Annotated in this window: 13 protein-coding genes and 1 rRNA gene; 12 read left to right on the top strand and 2 right to left on the bottom strand. The window is 68.1% G+C overall.

The features are described from left to right. Nucleotides 1-1,599 (top strand): cellulase family glycosylhydrolase (locus GBZ26_RS15385; protein WP_174439586.1); only part of this gene is annotated, 1,599 nt, incomplete at its 5' end. A 76-nt stretch (nt 1,600-1,675) separates the two neighbouring features. On the opposite strand, the gene GBZ26_RS15380 is transcribed toward GBZ26_RS15385, so the two are convergent. After that, the gene (locus GBZ26_RS15380) at nt 1,676-3,157 is read right to left on the bottom strand and encodes a lipopolysaccharide biosynthesis protein (protein ID WP_174439585.1); all 1,482 of its coding nucleotides are present in this window, start codon (nt 3,155-3,157) and stop codon (nt 1,676-1,678) included. An 859-nt stretch (nt 3,158-4,016) separates the two neighbouring features. On the opposite strand from GBZ26_RS15380, the gene GBZ26_RS15375 reads away from it, so the two are divergent. The 11 genes from GBZ26_RS15375 (at nt 4,017) to GBZ26_RS15325 (ending at nt 18,299) form a co-directional block, all read left to right on the top strand. Next, entirely contained in the window at nt 4,017-5,462 is a 1,446-nt protein-coding gene (locus GBZ26_RS15375; protein ID WP_174439584.1) for an exopolysaccharide biosynthesis polyprenyl glycosylphosphotransferase, read from the top strand. Nucleotides 5,463-5,744: 282 nt separating this feature from the next. Beyond that, nucleotides 5,745-7,082, top strand: a complete 1,338-nt coding sequence (locus GBZ26_RS15370; RefSeq protein WP_174439583.1) for an O-antigen ligase family protein — start codon at nt 5,745-5,747, stop codon at nt 7,080-7,082. 61 nt (nt 7,083-7,143) lie between these two features. Continuing rightward, on the top strand, nt 7,144-8,106 hold the full coding sequence (locus tag GBZ26_RS15365) for a glycosyltransferase family 2 protein (RefSeq protein WP_246653852.1): 963 nt from the start codon (nt 7,144-7,146) through the stop codon (nt 8,104-8,106). Nucleotides 8,107-8,122: 16 nt separating this feature from the next. Beyond that, nucleotides 8,123-9,322 (top strand): glycosyltransferase family 4 protein, encoded by a 1,200-nt coding sequence (locus GBZ26_RS15360; protein WP_246653851.1) that lies wholly within the window; start codon nt 8,123-8,125, stop codon nt 9,320-9,322. A 79-nt stretch (nt 9,323-9,401) separates the two neighbouring features. Continuing rightward, a complete protein-coding gene (locus tag GBZ26_RS15355; RefSeq protein ID WP_174439581.1) occupies nt 9,402-10,529 on the top strand; it encodes a glycosyltransferase family 4 protein in 1,128 nt (375 codons plus the stop codon). Nucleotides 10,530-10,646: 117 nt separating this feature from the next. After that, nucleotides 10,647-11,558 (top strand): polysaccharide deacetylase family protein, encoded by a 912-nt coding sequence (locus GBZ26_RS15350; protein WP_174439580.1) that lies wholly within the window; start codon nt 10,647-10,649, stop codon nt 11,556-11,558. 541 nt (nt 11,559-12,099) lie between these two features. Beyond that, nucleotides 12,100-12,396, top strand: a complete 297-nt coding sequence (locus GBZ26_RS15345; RefSeq protein ID WP_145628296.1) for an acyl carrier protein — start codon at nt 12,100-12,102, stop codon at nt 12,394-12,396. Nucleotides 12,397-12,460: 64 nt separating this feature from the next. Beyond that, nucleotides 12,461-14,020 (top strand): class I adenylate-forming enzyme family protein, encoded by a 1,560-nt coding sequence (locus GBZ26_RS15340; RefSeq protein ID WP_174439579.1) that lies wholly within the window; start codon nt 12,461-12,463, stop codon nt 14,018-14,020. 56 nt (nt 14,021-14,076) lie between these two features. Continuing rightward, nucleotides 14,077-16,095 carry an asparagine synthase (glutamine-hydrolyzing) gene (asnB, locus tag GBZ26_RS15335; RefSeq protein WP_174439578.1) on the top strand — a complete coding sequence of 673 codons (2,019 nt, stop codon included), beginning with the start codon at nt 14,077-14,079 and terminating at the stop codon, nt 16,093-16,095. Between the two features lie 93 nt (nt 16,096-16,188). After that, a complete protein-coding gene (gene nadE / locus GBZ26_RS15330) occupies nt 16,189-17,196 on the top strand; it encodes an NAD(+) synthase (protein WP_174439577.1) in 1,008 nt (335 codons plus the stop codon). Nucleotides 17,197-17,234: 38 nt separating this feature from the next. Further along, on the top strand, nt 17,235-18,299 hold the full coding sequence (locus tag GBZ26_RS15325) for a GNAT family N-acetyltransferase (RefSeq protein ID WP_246653850.1): 1,065 nt from the start codon (nt 17,235-17,237) through the stop codon (nt 18,297-18,299). 151 nt (nt 18,300-18,450) lie between these two features. On the opposite strand, the gene GBZ26_RS15320 is transcribed toward GBZ26_RS15325, so the two are convergent. After that, a 23S ribosomal RNA gene (locus GBZ26_RS15320) occupies nt 18,451-18,574 on the bottom strand; the annotation flags it as partial.

The raw sequence follows: 18,574 nt of genomic DNA, 5'->3' as shown, positions 1-18,574 counted from the left end.
GTCAGCGACGTGTCGGTGACCGAGCCGACCGGCAAGACCGCCGGCATCGCGCCGGGCTTCCTGCACACCGAGGGCGGCCAGATCATGGACAGCAGCGGCAAGGCCGTGAAGCTGACCGGCGTGAACTGGTTCGGGTCCGAGGGCTACGCCTTCGCACCGCAGGGGCTGTGGATGGACAGCTACCAGAGCCACATGAACCAGATGAAGGATCTGGGCTTCAACACCATCCGCCTGCCCTACTCCGACGCGATGCTCGACAACGGCCGCATGCCGACCGGCATCGACTATTCGAAGAACCCCGACCTGCGCGGCAAGACCTCGCTGGAAGTCTTCGACAAGATCATCGATTACGCCGACAAGATCGGCATGAAGATCATCCTCGACCATCACCGCTCCGGCGATGGCGCGTCGGCCAACGAGAACGGGCTCTGGTACACCAGCCAGTACCCGGAATCGAAGATGATCGAAAACTGGAAGATGCTGGCGACCCGTTACAAGGGCAACGACGCCGTCATCGGCGCCGACCTGCACAACGAGCCGCACAACCCGGCCACCTGGGGCGACGGCGGCCCGAACGACTGGGCCCGCGCCGCGGAGCGCATCGGCAACGCCATCCAGTCGGTCAACAAGGATTGGCTGCTGATCGTCGAGGGCGTCGAGACCTATCAGAACCAGTGGTACTGGTGGGGCGGCAACCTGCTCGGCGAGAAGAACTACGAGGTCAAGTTCAACGAGCCGGGCAAGCTGGTCTACTCGGTCCACGACTACGGCCCGTCGCTCTACATGATGGACTGGTTCAAGGCCAACAACTTCCCGAACAACATGCCGGCGAAGTGGGACCAGATGTGGGGCCACTTCATCCAGAACGACGAGACCCCGATCCTGGTCGGCGAGTTCGGCAGCCGCATGGAAACCGCCATCGACAAGGCGTGGATGCCCAAGCTGATCCAGTACATGAACGGCGACTGGAACGGCGACGGCAAGATCGACCTCGCCGCGGGCGACCAGGGGGCGAGCTGGACCTACTGGGCCTGGAGCCCCGGCTCGGGCGACACCGGCGGCATCATGAACGACAGCTGGAAGGTGGACTACAACAAGTACAACGCCATCAAGTCCGGCCTGTACAGCAGCACCGCCGCCAGCCCGGTCACCACCGACGCCGTGTTCACGGTGAAGCTGTCCCAGGCCTACAGCCAGACGGTGACGGTGGACTACGCCACGGCGGACGGCACGGCCAAGGCCGGTTCGGACTATCTGGCGACCAGCGGCAAGCTGACCTTCGCCGCCGGCGAGACCACCAAGACGGTCGCCGTCAAGGTGCTGAGCGACGACGTGACGGAGGGCGTCGAGACCTTCAACCTGAAGCTCTCCAACCCGACGCAGGCGACCATCGCCGACGGGACCGGCATCGGCACCATCAACCCGCCGGGCACCGCCCAGGCCCTGTCGGCGGACCTGCTGGCCCACAGCCTGGCCCAGGAGACGGCGACGGTGCAGTCGGTGGGCGTGCAGTCCACGCTCGACCTGTCCTCGGTCGACTTCTCGCACATGATGACGGTGGACGCCGTGAACCTGATGCTCGAGCATCAGGCCGCGTAACGACCGCGAAAGCGGATCATGAGAAAGGGCCGGCGGAGCGATCCGCCGGCCCTTTCCCTTTTCCCAACACGCGTCTTCAGGACGCCGATTGCAGGCGGCGGACGCGGCCGAGCAGAAGCTTGCCCAGCATCGCCCGGCCCGCCGACCCCATGCCCGGCCCGAACACCGCCGCCGCCAGGAACATAAGCACCAGCAGCACCTTCTCGGCGGTGAAGGCCGGATCGACCTCGGTGCCGAACAGGTACCAGCCGGCCGCGTAGGCGAAGGCCGCCGGCACCAGGATCCAGCCGATCCGCACGGCGTTCAGCGCCACCTCGTCGCGGCAGATGCGGCGGCGCACCGTCTCGGTCAGGGCGATCTGGAAGACCTCGCGCCCGAGGTTGGCCAGCGCGGCGCCGAGCAGGCCCCACTGCCAGACCAGCGCCAGCGCCAGCGCCGAGCCCACGGCGAGGCTGGCCGCGGAGATCCAGGGCAGCACGCCGACGCGCTTGGCCTTCAGGATCGCCACCTCCGGATTCATCCGCACCCCGTGCAGCACATAGGCCAGCACCAGGAAGGGCATGCTGGTCAGCACCGGCGTGTAGTCGGCCGACGCGATCAGCCAGAGGATTTCCGGCGCGGTCAGCGCCAGCCCCAGCCCGGCCCCGGTCAGCAGGACGACGAACAGGTGGAAGACGAAATCCGCCTGGCCGTGGTCCGCCGCGCCATGCTGGGCCTCCAGCCGGCTGACCGACCAGATCTGCAGGAAGGAGGCGGTGAGGAACATGAAGAGGATCTGCGACAGCCGCATCCCGAAGGCGAACAGACCGACCGCCGCCGTGGACAGGAGGATGTTCAGCAGCCAGCGCGAGACGAAGTTGTTGGCGATGTCCAGCAGCGACTGCGGCGCGTAGGGCAGCCCCAGCGCCGCCACCCGCTTCAGGATCGGCAGGGAGAAGGAGACGCCGGTGTCCTTCAGGATCGCCACCACCAGCAGGAGGCCGAGCGCCAGGAAGGACGCGCCGTTCGCCAGGAAGATGCCCTCCACCCCGAGGCCGAGCGCCCATAGGAACAGCAGGTTGAAGGCCAGCAGGGCCACCACCTTGGCCAGCGACACCAGCAGGCACAGGCCGGACCGCTTGCGCGCCCGGTAATAGGCCAGCGCCAGCTCGAACAGGGTGGTCAGGGCGACGCCGGCGAGCGCGATCGCCATCACCGCCGCGTGGCCGGTGTCGCCGAACATCGCCCAGCTTCCCGCCATGCCCAGCGGCCAGGCCAACCCGACCATCGCCACCGAGGTGCCGACCACCGCCAGCAGGCAGGTGCTGGCGACGCGCTGCCGGTCGCCCTCCTCCGCGTGTTCGAAATAGACGGCGGTGAAGGCGTTGTTCATGCCGATCATCAGCATGACCGCCAGCAGGTCGGCGACCACCACCACCAGCGCGTAGACGCCGAATTCGGAAGGGCTGAGAAGCCGGGTGTAGAGCGGCAGGAGCAGAAGCCCGGCAGCCCGGTTCACCACGTTGGCCAGCATGAACAGCCAACCGTGTTTCAAGATCGTCGCTGCTTCGGACGCCATCAGGAACTCCGCCTAGAACTCCGGTGGGGCGGCTCTGCCGCACCCGCGAACGCAATTCCGATGATTGGAACCGGACCGGGACGTTTCAATTTCGCGTTGGTGCCGTCGCCGCCCTCTTCGGACGTATCCCGATGGCAACCTGTGCCCCCACCCCGACCCTCCCCCGCTGCGCAGGGGAGGGAGATGATCGCGGAGCGGCGGCAGTCCCCTCCCCTGCGCCAGCGGGGGAGGGTTTAGGGTGGGGGCAATTCGATCCACCAGTCAGGCACACAACCGACCCAGCCTGCGAGGGCACTCCACGACGATCAACGGGGCGTTGGAGACACCGCCTCATCCGGAATCGCCGGCCGGCTTCTTATGGGATACGTCCGCGCCGCCGCCTCGGCGGGACAGGCAGACCAACTCGGGACATGCCGCCGCCGCCCGGCGCCGCACCCCACCATAGGGGACGCGGAACATCCCCCGTATACCCCCAATTTGCGGGAAGGAAAGGAGTAGCCGGGGAACGGCGGTGGCAGCGCCGCCACCGATCCGGATGATCCGGACGAAGTTATCCACTTTCCTTAATCTCTTCAAACTCACCCAGGGGAATCCACTCTGGATGTAAGGGGTATCGCCGCTGGCGGAGGAGGCCTCTTGTGATTTGTTGATTGACGGCAGCCTTTATCCTAATTCGTGGAGAACAGCGCAACCTTCTGATCTGTCTGCACAGAGGCGGAGCACGCGCTGATATTTGTGTGTCTTTCTGAACACAGAAAGACTCAAAGAAAAAGCTGATGAGAAACCGTCTTTCGCTGCGGCGCGTTAGGTCAGGCGCGAGACGGATGACATTCCGTTTCACACATAAATGGGACCTGCGATGAGCAAACTCGACCCAGAAGCGGTCATCAATCTGGCCCCGGTGAAGAAGACGGCCATGCCGACGGTGGGACCCGGGCTGCTGTTGGCGCTGTCCGACGGCTTCATGCTCGCCCTGCTCGGCTGGACGCTCATCCAGCTGTTCGGAAGCGACACCCTGACCCCGGAAGGGGACCTGTCGCAGCGCGCCCTGGTCACCGGCCTGATGCTGGTGCCGCTGGTGAAATCGGTTTTCGGAATTTATTCGCTGGGCCGCTTCGACTATCTGGAGCGCACCCGCCGCACCTTCCAGGCGGCCCTGCTGTCGGTCGCCGTCCTGGCCGTGCCCTTCATCGTGATGGACGGCTTCCGCTCCTTCTTCGTCGAGGCGCTGTCGGTCGCCCTGATCGGCTTCGCGATCACCTACGCCGCCGACCTGCTGCTGGTGCACGGTCTGATGGCCAGCGCGCTGAACTGGCGCACCCCGGTGGTGATCGTCGGCGCCGGCCCGCAGGGTGCCGCCATTGCGGAGAAGCTGCAGCGCCTGCCCTGGCTGGGGATGCGTCCGGTGTGCTTCTTCGACGACGACGACACGCTCTGGCAGACCCGCGTCGCCAACCTGCCGGTGGTCGGTTCGACCGACCTGCTCGCCAAGTCCCCGGCCTACGCCCAGCAGGCCCAGGCCGCCATCGTGGCCGACATCGGACGCCACAAGAACGAGCTGACGACCCTGGTCGAGCGGCTGCCCTTCAAGCAGGTCTACTGCCTGCTGGGCGAGGGCAACGTCAGCGCGGTGGACGCCACCTACCACAACCTGCACGGCTCGCTGGCCCTGCGCGTCTCGGTGCGTCCGCCGACCAGCTACCTGCGCATCCGCCGCGCGCTCGACATCCTGCTGTCGGGCATCCTGCTGGTGGCGGTGGCGCCGCTGATGCTGGGCATCGCCGCGGCGATCCGTCTGGACAGCCCCGGCCCGGTCATGTTCCGCCAGAAGCGCTGGGCCGGCGGCGACAAGACCTTCGACGTGCTGAAGTTCCGCTCGATGCACATCAACGCGGAGGAGCATCTCCAGCGCCTTCTGGAGAACGATCCGAAGATGCGCGAAGAGTACATGACCTACCACAAGCTGACCTACGACCCGCGCATCACTCCGATCGGCCGCTTCCTGCGCAAGACCTCGCTCGACGAGCTGCCGCAGCTGGTCAACATCCTGATGGGCGACATGAGCCTGATCGGCCCGCGCGCCTACATGCCCAAGGAACTGCCGGAGGTCGGCGCCTCCGCGGACGTCATCGGCTCCGTCCGTCCGGGCCTGACCGGCTACTGGCAGGTGTCGGGACGCCACCGCACCACCTTCCAGGAACGCGTCGCCATGGACGTCTTCTACGTCCGCAACTGCGGCCTGCTGTTCGACTTCTACATCCTGTGCAAGACGGCGGTGATCGTCCTCAAGGGCGAAGGGTCATGACCCTGCAGCGCTCCATCCAGGCCCCTCTTCCCACCCGGGAGAGGGGCTTTCCCTTTTCTGGGGTTCCATCTGGACCTGGGCTGCATATGCCCTGCGGGACCCGCAAGATCGGGGTGGATGGCCCAACCGGAGGTAGCCCCGACGGGGGCGGCCTCCTTAGGCCTAATGCCTCCGCCCGGCTACAGGTCCGGGCATCGGGTTGGCATCTTCAGAAAACGATGCGGTGCGCCCGTCATAGGCGTTCACTGCCATAGCAGCCCTTTTCACCGGAACAGCGGCCCCATGAAAGTCCTCGAAGTTCTGGAAAAGAGCATCACCGTCTTCTGCATCGTCTCGTTCGGCGGGTCGGTGCTCCCGGCGCTGCTGACCGGCGGCGGTACGACCGATCCGGACGCGCCGGGCGCGGTGATCTACTTCATGGCCGTCTACGTCATGATCCTGGGCCTGATCGCGCTGCGGCCCAGCCTGGCCTTCCGCATCCCGACGGGAAGCCCTGCGGTGTCGCTGATCGTGGCGCTGGCCTTCCTGTCGGCCCTGTGGTCGATCTACCCGGACGTGACGCTGCGCCGCGCGGTGGCCTTCCTGTTCACCACCGCCTTCGCCGTCTATCTCGCCCTGCGCTACACCTTTCCGGAGATCGTCCGGATGCTGGCGACGGGCCTGTCGATCCTGATGGTGCTGTCCTACGTCTCGGTCTTCGCCATGCCGGCGGTCGGGCTCGACCACGAGCAGCATGTCGGCGCCTGGAAGGGCGTCTTCTGGCAGAAGAACGTCACGGGCCGCATGATGGTCTGGCTGGTGCTCTGCCTGCTCTGGCTGGACTGGACGCGCGAGGGCAAGCGCTGGGTGGTCCGCCCGCTGCTGCTGATGGCACTGCTGCTGATCGTGATGAGCCGGTCGGGCACCGGCCTGGTGACCTCGATCCTGGTCGCCGGCCTGCTGCTGGTCAGCGGCTTCGTGCGCGGCGGCATCCGCAGCTTCGCGCCGGCCATGGCCTTCGTCCTGCTGGTCGCGGTGGTGGGCATCACCAGCGGCACCACGTTCTGGCACGACATCCTCTACATGCTGGGCCGCGATCCGACGCTGACCGGGCGCACGGTGCTGTGGGAACACACGCTGATGTCGATCCAGGACCGCTTCCTGCTCGGCTGGGGCTACGGCGCCTACTGGTACGGGGCCTACGGTCCGGGCAGCACCTTCACCCAGGGCTGGGGCATCAACTCCGCCCACAACGGATGGATGGAGGCGTGGCTCGACCTCGGCCTGCCCGGTGTGATCCTGACGGCGATGCTGATGGGCCGCCTGCTGATCCAGGGCTTCGCCGCCATCCGCTACAGCGGCAACCGCGCCGAGCCCGCCTGGATCTTCACCGTCGGCTGCGCGCTGCTGCTGATCTCGGTGTCGGAGAGCGTGTTCCTGGAACGCCATTCCCTGAACTGGATCGTGCTGGTGATCGCGGTGACCCGCCTCGTGCAGCGCCGCCGCTGGGCGAAAATGCAGGCCCGGATGGAGGGCCAGCAGCAGGCCACCTACGCCGCCTACGCCAGTTCCTCCCCCTACGGAACCTCCTACGGCGGCCCGCCGGCCACCGGCTGGAGCGGTCCGGTCCGGCCCGGCTGACGGAAAGGAGCCACCGCATGTTCCGCCCCCTGAATTCTCCGTCGCGACAGAAGGTAGTGTCATGACGCCGCCGCAAGAGACGGGCCCGCAAGAGATGGCCCCGCAAGAGATGGTCACCGTCGTCATCCCCACCCGCAACCGGCCGGACATGGTCGCGCGGGCGGTGGAAAGCGCCCTGGGACAGACCTACGCCCCGCTCGAGGTGGTCGTCGTCATCGACGGGCCCGACCCCGCCACCGAGGAGCGCCTGAGAGCGTTCGGCGATCCGCGGCTGACCGTGATCGCTCTGGAACAGAACCGCGGCGCCGCCGGCGCCCGCAATCTGGGCGTGGAACGCGCGAAGGGCGCCTGGATCGCCTTCCTCGACGACGACGACGAATGGATGCCGGGCAAGATCGCCCTGCAGATGGCCGCCCGCCCTCCCGGCGTGCGCTACCCGATCATGAGCTGCCGCTGCAAGGTGGTGACGGCCCGCGGCGACTTCGAATGGCCGCGGCGCCTGTGCACCCCGCGGGACCGCATCGGCGACTATCTGTTCGTCCGCCACGGGCTGTTCAAGGGCGAGACCTTCGCCCCCACCACCACCCTGCTGGCCCCGAAGGCGCTGCTGCAGCGCCAGCCGATCCCGAAATCGGCCTTCGACGACTGGGAGTGGCTGATCTCCTGCGGGCAGATCGAAGGCTGCGCCCTGGTCACCGTGCCGGAGGTGCTGGCGATCCACTACACGGAATCGGACCGCATCACCCTGTCGACCTGCCACAACATCGACATGGCCCTGAACTGGGCGGAGTCGGTGCGGCCCAGGCTGTCGCCCCGCGCCTACGCCAGCCTTCTGCTCCAGGCCACCGGCGGGGAGCAGGCGGCGCGGACCCCGGCGGTGCGCAAGCGCATCCTGAAATCGGCGCTGCGCGACGGCGCGCCGACCCCGATGGCGCTGACCACCTTCCTGATGCATTCGCTGATGCCGGTCGGGCTGCGGCGCCGGCTGCGTCAGGCCATCTTCTCGGCTCCCGGCGCGGCGTGAGGGCAGAATGGGTTTGATGGACATGGGTTTCCGGCGAAAGAAGGCGTCCCGCGCCTGCATTGTCTTCGCCACCCCCGGCGCGCTCGACGGCGGCGGGGGGATCGGGCGGATGACGGGCTACATCGTCGACGCCTTCCGGAACAGCCCCTCCGGCCCGGAAGCCGTGGTGCTCGACACCCGCGGCACCGGCAGCGCCCTGCTGTCGCCGGTCTATCTGGCCGGCACGCTGGCGCGGCTGGGCGCCATGATGCTGCGGCACCGCCCGACGGTCGTGCACATCAACGTGTCGGAGAACGCCAGCGTCTGGCGCAAGGCGGTGGTCCAGCTCTTCGCCGGGCTGTTTTCCTGCCCCACGGTCGTGCATCTGCACGGCGCGTCCTTCATGGAGTATTTCGACAAGGGACCGGTGTCCCGCGCGATCAGCCGCTGGCTGTTCGACCGCTGCGGCATCGCGCTGGTGCTGGGCGAGGGTTGGCGGAACTTCCTGGTGCAGTCGGTCGGAACGGACCCGCACAAGGTGCGCGTCCTCTACAACGCGGTGCCGGACATCGGCGCCGACCTGCCGGTCCGCACCGCGCCGCCGGAGGGGGCGATCGTGTCGCTCCTGGTGCTCGCCAACCTGTCGGAGCGCAAGGGCATCGGCACGCTGCTGCGCTCCTGCCGGTTGATGAAGGACCGGGGCTTCCGCTTCCGCGTGACCATCGGGGGCGGCGGCGACGTCGAGGGCTACCGCCGCATGGCGGCGGAGCTGGGCGTGGACGGCGAATGCCGGTTCGAGGGCTGGATCTCCCGCGAGCAGGCGCACGCCCATCTGCGCGACCACGACATGCTGCTTCTGCCCTCGACCCACGAGGGGTTGCCCATGGTGATCCTGGAGGCGCTGTCCACCGGCATGCCGGTGGTCACCACCCCGGTCGGCTCGATCCCGGAGGTGCTGACCGACGGGGAGACGGCGCGCATCGTCCCGGTCAACGACCCGGAGGCGCTGGCCCATGCGGTCCGCGACCTTGTCGCCCGGCCGGCGCTCTACGCGCGCCTGTCGGCGGAGGGGCGCCGGCTGTTCCTGGAGAAGTTCGTCATCGAGTCCTATGGCCGCAGCCTTCAGGACATCTATGCGGAGCTGAACCGCCCCGACGCCGTTCGGCGCCCCTCGCTGGGGGCCCTGCCCGACGCCGCGGCGGCCAAGCCATCGCTGACCCGCGCGGGCCGACAGTAAGAACCCATTTTTCCGCGGGGTCCTTTAATTCCTTCCTCCCTGAAGCTTCGCGAGGGGAGCGCGACAGTCAGGAGCGGATATGATCTACATCGTTTCACCCGGCGGCACGCTCGAAAAGGGCGGCATGGGGCGAATCGTCGACAACTTCACGACGGACTTACGGGAGAACCGCCCCGACGTGAAGTTCGAGGTGATCGACAGCTATGGGCCGGACGCGAAATTTCATCTGATGCCCTTCTACTTCGCCGCTGCGATGCTGCGCCTGCTCGGCTGCTTCGCGACCGGCAAGGCCCAGCTCGTGCACATCCACATGGCGGAATACGGCAGCGTGCTGCGCAAGGGGCTGATCGTCGCCATGGCCTCGCTGTTCCGGGTGCCGGTCGTCCTGCACCTGCACGGCGGCCGTTTCCCGAAGCATTACGAGGACGCGAAGCCGCTGTCCCGCTGGGCCATCCGCCACATGATGGAGATGACCAGCGAGGTTGTGGTGCTGGGCGAATACTGGCGCAACTGGGTGGTCACCACCTTCCCGGCCGTGCGCCGCGCGACCCTGCTGCACAACGCCGTGCCGGGGCCGGAGGCGATCCCGGAGCGCGTGGAGGACGGGCCGGTGCGCCTGCTGTTCCTCGGCCGCCTGATCAAGCTGAAGGGCATCGACGTCCTGCTGGACGCCCTGGCATCCGACGCCTGCCGCAGCCGCTCCTGGCAGCTGACCATCGCCGGCGACGGCGATCTGGAAACCTACCGCGCGCAGGCCAAATCCCTGGGTCTTGAGGAGCGCGTGCGCTTCACCGGCTGGCTCGACCAGACCGGCTGCCGCAAGGAGCTGACGCAGGCCCATGTGCTGGTCCAGCCCTCCATGTTCGAGGGGCTGCCGATGTCGGTGCTGGAGGCCATGGCCAACGGCCTGACCATCGTCGCCACCCCGGTCGGCAGCGTGGGCGACGCCATCGCCGACGAGGAGACCGGCCTGCTGGTGCCACCGGGCGAACGGACAGCCCTGGCCGAGGCGCTGGCCCGCGTGATCGACGACGCGGAGCTGCGCCGACGGCTGGGCCAGGGTGCCCGCCGCCGCTTCGAACGCCAGTTCGACATCGCCGTCTACCGGGAGCGCATCGTGGAGATCTACCGACGCAACGCCCGCGGCTGGATGTCCGAGCCGGCACCCACGGCATCCATCGGGCCGCGCCGGGCGCGCTCCGGCTGACGATCCCGCCGATCCGGGCCCGGTTCCGAACCGGGCCCGTCCTGCCTTTCAACCGGTCCGCAACCGCCTCGCCAGCCGTGAACAAAGGACCGGACACACAGCAGAGGTCCAATCCCCATGAAGCAAGCCATCGCGGCCGGAATCGTGCGCTGGACGGGAGTCGGTGCCCTGTTCCGAAATCTGTTCGCGCGCCGGAACGTGACCATCGTCGTGTATCACGACCCGGACCCGGAGGTGATGCGCGCGCACCTCGCCTGGTACGCCGAACGCTACAGCTTCACCACGCTGGACGCGGTGGCCGACGCGCTGGAGAGCGGGCGGTGGGGTGACCTGCCGCCCTATCCGCTTGTCGTCACCTTCGACGACGGCCACCGCAACAACGCCCGCCTGGAACCCCTGTTCAAGGAGTTCGGGGTTCGCCCGACCATCTATCTGTGCAGCCGCGTGGTCGGCACCGCCCGCCCCTATTGGTGGAAGACCGCCGCCGCCGGACGAATCGGCGCCGAGACGCTGAAACGCCTCCCCGATCCGGAACGACGCCGCCGGCTCGCCGAGGCCGGCGACGATCCCGACCTGGACGGCGCCGACCGCCAGTCGCTGACCTGGGACGAGGTCCGGCATCTGGCCGCCGTCGCCGATCACGGCGCCCACACCCGCACCCACCCGATCCTCCTGCAATGCGACGACCAGCGCTGCGCCGACGAGATCGCGCTGTGCAAGACCGAGCTGGAGGAGGCGACCGGCCTGCCCTGCCGCCATTTCGCATTCCCCAACGGCGATTTCAGCGACCGCGAGGTGGCGATCATCCGGCAGGCCGGCTACCGCACCGCGCGCACCATCGATCCGGGTTGGAACGGCCCCAAGGCCGACCCGCTGCGCCTGCACGCGGTGCCGATTTCCGACGACGCCTCGGTGGACTGGCTGTCGGTGCAGGTGACCGGCATTCCGGCCTGGCTGCGCAAGCGCAAGGGCGGTGGCGTCACGCCGGCCCCGGCCCCGACGCACGGCGATCCGCTGCCGGCGGCGTGATTTTTTAATTTTCCCTCTCCCGCCCCGGGAGAGGGAAGGGGCCCGCGCGCAGCGTGGGAAGGGTGAGGGTACGGCAACGGCCAAGTGCTTGATCCTTGTTTTCACCCTCACCCGGCGCCTTCGGCGCCACCCTCTCCCGGGACGGGAGAGGGAATTAGGGCGCCGCCCCTCAACAACCATGACGAGAGCGATAGGCCTGCCTACGCCGCAAGTCAGAGAGGGCTCCCCAAGAGTACGAGAGGGTATTCCCTGCTCAATTGCAATGACCCTGAGTGGTTAGCCACTGTCTTCACCGCCCGATCGTCCTTTGCACTCTCGAAAACACCGCAATCGGATGCAATAAAGAATGACGTAATCGGCGGCGTTGCCAGAACCTCTCAGCAAGGAACGGGAAATCCCTTTCCCAATGCCATGCAACGAGGCGGTAGCACCGAAAGGAACGGACCGGCCCCTTTGGATTAATCCTCCTATGGAGCCGACCTCTCCCTCCCGATCTGCCGGCCAAGGATCGACGACCAAACCCACAGGAGTTGCCAGCGACATGCGGACCGCCATCACCACCGACACGACGACCCTGAGCGCACCCGCCACCCAGGAGATCCGCGCCTTCATCGTGGAAAACTTCCTGCTGGGCAGCGACTCCGGCTTCGACAACGCCGAATCCCTGCTGGAGACCGGCATCATCGACTCCACCGGCATCATGCACGTCGTGGCCTTCCTGGAAGAGCACTTCGGCATCATCGTCGAGGACGACGACATGGTGGCCGACAACCTCGAATCGGTCAGCCGCATCGCCGCCTATGTCGAGCGCAAGCGGGCCCTGAAGGACGCGGCCTGATCCTTCCGCCAGGACGGAACGGATCATCGGGACAGTCACCGAAGCCAGGCAAGGGAACAGCGTCATGGCGCACCTGCTTCATCAGTTCCTCAGCGAAACCGCCGCAAGGCGGCCTCACCACACCGCGCTGATCGCGGGGGAGAACGCCGTCACCTTCGCCGAGCTGGACCGCCAGAGCGACGCCGTCGCCTGCGCGCTCCAGTCCGCCGGGGTGGTGCGCGGCGACCGTGTGGCGGTCATGCTGGAGAACTCGATCGAGTACGTCGCGGGCCTGTTCGGCGCGCTGAAGGCCGGGGCCGTCTATGTCCCCGTCAACCCGTCCACCAAGGCGGACAAGCTGGCCTACATCCTGACCGACGCCGGCGTGCGGGCGCTCATCGCGCCCGCCGCGCTCGCCCGGCAGGTTGTGCCGGCGGCTGGTGAGGCATCCCACCTCGCCACCACGCTGTGGGTCGGGCCCGCCGTGCCGGCCGGGGCCGGCGGGCTCTCCTTCACCGACATCGTGGCCGCCCATCCGGACACCCAGTCCGGAAGCACCAAACCGCAGAACCGCGGCCTGATCGACCAGGATCTGGCGGCCATCCTCTACACCTCGGGAACCACCGGGCGACCCAAAGGCGTGATGCTCAGCCACGCCGCGCTGGTGAACACCACCTGGTCGATCTCCACCTATCTGGAGAACACGCCCGACGACGTCGTGATGTGCGTGCTGCCGCTGACCTTCGGGTACGGCCTGTCGCAGATCCTGACCGGGGCGCGGGTCGGCTTCACGGTGGTCCTGGAACGCTCCTTCGCCTTCCCGGCGGAAACGCTGGCGCGCATGGTGAAGCACCGCATCACCGGCCTGCCCGGCGTACCGACCTTCTTCTCCACCCTTCTCGGGATGGAGGCGCTGAAGACCGCCGACCTGTCCTCGCTGCGCTACCTGACCAACGCGGCGGCCCCCCTGGCGACCGCCCACATCGACCGCCTGCGCGAGCGCTTCCCGGATGCCGCCTTCTTCTCGATGTACGGCATGACGGAATGCTGCACCCGCATCTGCTACCTCGACCCGCGGGACCTCGGCACCAAGACCGCCTCGGTGGGCCGGGCCATTCCCAACTGCGAAGCCTATGTGGTGGACGAGCTGGGCAACCGCGCCGCCCCCGGCGAGGTTGGCGAGCTGGTGGTCCGCGGCGCCAACGTGATGCGCGGCTATTGGAACCGCCCGGAGGAAACCGCCAAGCGCCTGCGCAGCGGGCCGCAGGGCGAGACGCTGCTCTACACCGGCGACCTCTTCACCATGGACGCCGACGGCTGCCTCTACTTCGTCAGCCGCAAGGACGACGTCTTCAAGTGCCGCGGCGAGAAGGTCAGCCCCAAGGAGGTCGAGAACGCCCTCTACGAGCTGGAGGCTGTGGTCGAGGCCGCCGTGCTCGGCGTGCCGGACCCCGCCGACGGCATGGCGGTGAAAGCCTATCTGGTCGTCCGCCCCGGCGCCACCCTGACCGAGATGGCGATCCGCCAGCACTGCCGGGGCCGCCTGGAAAGCCATCTGGTGCCCAAATTCATCGAGATCCGCGACGAGTTGCCGAAGACCGAGTCCGGCAAGATCAGGCGCGCGACGCTCGCCGAAACCGCCTGACCTACTTTTCCGCCTGATCCTTTTCCGCTGGCCTTCAACACACAGGAGAGCGTGCGATGTGTGGTGTCGCCGGAGTTCTCGCCGGGCCGCGTGCCGAGCCCGCCGGACTCGACGAACTGAAGCGCATGATCGCCATGATCGGGCACCGCGGCCCGGACGGCTACGGCTTCTACCGCGACGGGCGGATCGGGCTCGCCCATGCGCGCCTCAGCATCGTCGGCTTGGCCGGCGGCTTCCAGCCGATCCACAACGAGGAACGGACGCTGTGGATCACCTTCAACGGCGAGATCTTCAACCACGTCGAGCTGCGGCGTGACCTGGAGGCGCGCGGGCACCGCTTCTACACCCGCACCGACACCGAGGTGATCGTCCACGCCTTCGAGGAGTACGGCCCCGCCGCCTGGGCCAAGCTGAACGGCCAGTTCGCCATCGGCCTGTGGGACGCGGTGAAGCGTGAGCTGTGGCTGGTCCGCGACCGGCTGGGCATCCTGCCGCTGTTCTACGCCCGCAGCGGCGACCATCTCGCCTTCGCGTCGGAGGCCAAGGCCCTGTTCGGCGGCGGGCGGATCGAGCCGCGCTTCGACGCCGCCCGCCTCGCCCAGGTCTTCACCCACTGGAGCGTCGCCCCCCAGGGCAGCGTCTTCGCCGGGGTGCAGAGCGTGCCGCCGGCCACCGCCATCCGCATCGACGCCGACCTGCGCCTGCACGAGGCCCGCTATTGGGAGCCGGACATGGCCGGCGATCCCGCTCTGTCCGGCATCACGCTGGATGAGGCGGCGGACCGGCTGGAGGAGAAGCTGCTCGACGCCATCCGCCTGCGGCTGCGCGCCGACGTGCCGGTCGGCGTCTACATCAGCGGCGGGTTGGACAGTTCAGTGATCGCGGCGCTGGCGCGCAAGCTCGACACCACGCAGATGCACAGCTTCGGCGTGCGCTTCGCCGACAACGCCTTCGACGAGACGCCGCAGCAGCGGCTGGTCGCCGGCCATGTCGGGACGGAGCATCACGACATCCTCTGCACGGCGGAGGACATCCAGGCCGCCCTGCCCGACGTGATCTGGCACGGCGAATCGCCGCTGGTCCGCACCGCCCCGGCACCTCTCTTCCTGCTTTCCCGCCTCGTCCGCGACAGCGGCATCCGCGTCGTGCTGTCCGGCGAGGGCGCCGACGAGTGGCTGGCCGGCTACGACATCTTCAAGGAGGACAAGGTCCGACGCTTCTGGGCGCGGCAGCCGCAGTCCGCGGCGCGCCCGAAGCTGCTCAGCCGCATCCATCCCTACGCCGCCACCGGCGGCCAGAAGGACAGCCCGCTCTGGCAGGCCTTCTGGAAGCGCGGCATGACGGAGACCGACGATCCCTTCTACGCCCACCGCATCCGCTGGCAGAACACCGCCTGGACCCAGCGCCTGCTGGCCCCGGACGTGCGCTCCGCCGCCAACGCGCAGGCCTTCGACGAGGTCGTCGCCGCCCACCTGCCCGCCGGCTGGTCGCGCTGGAGCCCGCTCGCCCGCACCCAGTGGACGGAGATCGCCGCCTTCATGTCGCCCTACCTGCTGACCAGCCAGGGCGACCGGGTGGCGATGGCCAACAGCATCGAGGTCCGCTACCCCTTCCTCGATCCGGAGGTCGACGATCTCTGCGCCGCCTTGCCCGACCGGGTCAAGATGCTGGGGCTGCGCGACAAGCTGGCGCTGCGCCGCGTCGCCTCGCGCCTGCTGCCGGCGGAGATCTTCCATCGCCCGAAGCGCCCCTACCGCGCCCCGATGACCACCGCCCTCTTCGGCGCCCAGGCCCCGGCCTATGTCCGGGACCTGCTGTCGGAGGAGTCGCTGAACCGCTATGGGCTGGTCGACGCCGCCGGCGTCGCCGCGCTGGCCGCCAAGGCCCACCGCACCGACGGCCGCATGGCCGGCGAGCGCGAGGAGATGGCCCTGGTCGGCGTTCTCACCCTCCAGATGCTCGCCCGGAACGTGCTGGACGAGCTGCCGGGCCGGGCCTCGACGCTCCGCGCCCGCTTGGACGCCGCGCCCATCCACATTCTCGAAGAGCATTTGGACAGCGCCGCCGCCGCCTGATCCGGCGGACCGGCGCGGTCCCCAAAGCACAGTCCTTTCCACAGTCCCCTTCTCACAGTCGATGCAACAACGCCAACCGGGAAAACCGACACCATGCTGAACGCCCTGCATCCCTTCGACGCCAACGCCCTCTCGCTCGACTGCGCGGCGGCTGCCCGGGAGATCGAACAGTTCATCCAGCGCACCGTCGCCCACGACCTGAAGCGCCAGGGCATCGTGCTCGGCGTGTCCGGCGGCATCGACAGTTCGGTCTGCGCGGCGTTGGCCGTCCGCGCGCTCGGGCCGGAGCGCGTCCTGGCCATCCTGATGCCGGAGAAGGAATCCTCGCCGGACAGCACCCGCCGCGGCCGCCTGCTCTGCGAGAGCCTGGGCATCGAGCCGATCATGGAGAACCTTACCGCGCCGCTCACCGCGCTCGGCTGCTACGACCGCCGCGACAGCGCCATCCGCCGCCTCTTCCCGGAATACGGGCCGGGCTGGAAGCAGAAGATCGGCCTGGCCGCCGGCCTGCTCGACGCCGACCGCGTCAACTACTTCACCATGACGGTGGAATCGCCGGAGGGCGACCGCCAGACCAGCCGCATGCCGGTGGACGTCTATCTGTCGGTGGTCGCCGCCACCAACCTGAAGCAGCGCGTCCGCAAGACGATGGAATACACCCACGCCGACCGGCTGAACTACTCGGTGCTCGGCACGCCGAACCGGCTGGAGTATGAGCTGGGCTTCTTCGTGCGCGGCGGCGACGGTCTGGCCGACCTGAAGCCGATCGCCCACCTGTTCAAGACCCAGGTCTACCAGATGGCCGCCTATCTCGGCCTGCCCGACGACATCCAGAGCCAGTCGCCGAGCACCGACACCTACACCCTGCCGCAGTCGCAGGAGGAGTTCTACTACGCCATCCCCTACGACAAGCTGGACCTGGCGCTCTGCGCCTACGGCCGCGGCGTGCCGGAGGACGAGGCGGCTCGCGCCCTCAACCTGTCGGTCGAGCAGGTCCGCCGCGTCTACAAGGACATCGTCCTGAAGCGCCGCACGTCGGGCCGCATCCTGCGCAACGCCGCGCTGGTGCAGCCGGTCGAGGTGGATGGGAGCGACGCATGACCGCAATGCCCTGGCTTCAGCGGGGTGTGGAACGGTTCATGTCCGAGGATCGCGTCGCGCTGGAGTCCTTCCAGCGCGACCACTTCGGCGCGGACTCCCCGCTGCTGGACGACACCCATTTCAATTGGCTGTTCGAGGAGCCGCCGACCCCCGATCCGGAGGGGATGCAGCTCTGGGTCTGCAAGCGGAACGGGGGGATCGTCGGCCAGCAGGCGGGCATTCCCTTCGCGTTGAAGGTGGGGCAGCGGGTGCGCCGCGCCTCCTGGGCGATCGACCTGATGGTCGCCCCGGAATGGCGGCTGCGCGGCGTCGGGCCGGGCCTGTCGGAGACTCACGCCGCCGCTAGCGAGGTGAGCGTCTCCCTGTCGATGACCGACGCCGCCTACAAATCCTACAAGCGGGCGGGCTGGCTCGATCTCGGGAACATCCCGACCTATCTGCGCGTGATCGATCCGCCGCGCTGCCTGCGCGTCAGCCCCTATGGCGGCGGGCTGGCCCGCCTTGTCGCGCGGTTGGGCAAGCCGGCGATGAACGCCGCCTCGCTGGTCGGCCACGCGGCGGCCCGGACCTTCGGCGCCCGGCTGGTCGAGGTCGACCGCTTCGACGAGCGGATGGACGGACTGTGGGAGGCCGCGGCCCCGCAGCATCTGTGCGCCGCCCGGCGCGACCACGCCTATCTCCAGTGGCGCTTCGACAAGATCCCCAACGCGGTGCGGCACCGCCGCTTCCTCGTCATGCGCCGCGACACGGTGATGGCCTATGTGGTCCTGCGGGTGGACCGCTGGCGCGGCGAGAGCGTCGGGGTGGTGTGCGATTATCTGGCCCGTCCGGGCTGGCTGATGCCCGCCTTCGCCCTGCTGGTCGAGCGAGCCCGGCGGGACCGGCTGGCCGCCCTGGTCTGCCGGACGCTGAACGCCCAGGCGGCCCGCCCCCTGTCGATGATGGGTTTCCTGTGCCTGAAGAACGGTCTGCGCCAGCCGACCAGGATGATGGCCCGCCCCGCGGCCGACCGTCCGGAACTGACCCCGCTGATCGGCGACCCGAAGAACTGGTTCGTCACCGCCGCCGACAGCGACATGGGCTTCAAGGATCTCGGCGGATAAACGGTTTCGCAATCGGAAATTCGCTCAAAACGAAAAGGGCGCCCGCATCGTCGCGGGCGCCCTTTTCGTATGGGTCGTGCGTAAAGTCGAGAATGTGAGGATGCATTTTCCGAGCGCATGAGCGGTTTGCCGCTGCACGCGACGTTCATGAAGGATCAAGCCTTTCGAGCGATTAGTAAGGCTCAGCTTCAGGCGTTGCCGCCCGTCCACATGCCTCCTATCGACGTGATGGTCTGTCACGGCTCTCAAGGGAGTTCTGGTTTTGAGGTGGGTTT

The organism is Azospirillum formosense (assembly GCF_013340925.1).
Lineage (GTDB): Bacteria > Pseudomonadota > Alphaproteobacteria > Azospirillales > Azospirillaceae > Azospirillum > Azospirillum formosense.
The sequence above is the reverse complement of the archived record's forward strand: the minus strand, read 5'-3'. Positions and strand labels throughout refer to the sequence as shown.

Bases quoted from the DNA above. Each gene is read 5' to 3' on its own strand.
- GBZ26_RS15380 (WP_174439585.1), bottom strand. From the start codon at position 3,157: ATGGCGTCCGAAGCAGCGACGATCTTGAAACACGGTTGGCTGTTCATG.
- GBZ26_RS15375 (WP_174439584.1), top strand. From the start codon at position 4,017: ATGAGCAAACTCGACCCAGAAGCGGTCATCAATCTGGCCCCGGTGAAG.
- GBZ26_RS15370 (WP_174439583.1), top strand. From the start codon at position 5,745: ATGAAAGTCCTCGAAGTTCTGGAAAAGAGCATCACCGTCTTCTGCATC.
- GBZ26_RS15365 (WP_246653852.1), top strand. From the start codon at position 7,144: ATGACGCCGCCGCAAGAGACGGGCCCGCAAGAGATGGCCCCGCAAGAG.
- GBZ26_RS15360 (WP_246653851.1), top strand. From the start codon at position 8,123: ATGGACATGGGTTTCCGGCGAAAGAAGGCGTCCCGCGCCTGCATTGTC.
- GBZ26_RS15355 (WP_174439581.1), top strand. From the start codon at position 9,402: ATGATCTACATCGTTTCACCCGGCGGCACGCTCGAAAAGGGCGGCATG.
- GBZ26_RS15350 (WP_174439580.1), top strand. From the start codon at position 10,647: ATGAAGCAAGCCATCGCGGCCGGAATCGTGCGCTGGACGGGAGTCGGT.
- GBZ26_RS15345 (WP_145628296.1), top strand. From the start codon at position 12,100: ATGCGGACCGCCATCACCACCGACACGACGACCCTGAGCGCACCCGCC.
- GBZ26_RS15340 (WP_174439579.1), top strand. From the start codon at position 12,461: ATGGCGCACCTGCTTCATCAGTTCCTCAGCGAAACCGCCGCAAGGCGG.
- asnB (WP_174439578.1), top strand. From the start codon at position 14,077: ATGTGTGGTGTCGCCGGAGTTCTCGCCGGGCCGCGTGCCGAGCCCGCC.
- nadE (WP_174439577.1), top strand. From the start codon at position 16,189: ATGCTGAACGCCCTGCATCCCTTCGACGCCAACGCCCTCTCGCTCGAC.
- GBZ26_RS15325 (WP_246653850.1), top strand. From the start codon at position 17,235: ATGTCCGAGGATCGCGTCGCGCTGGAGTCCTTCCAGCGCGACCACTTC.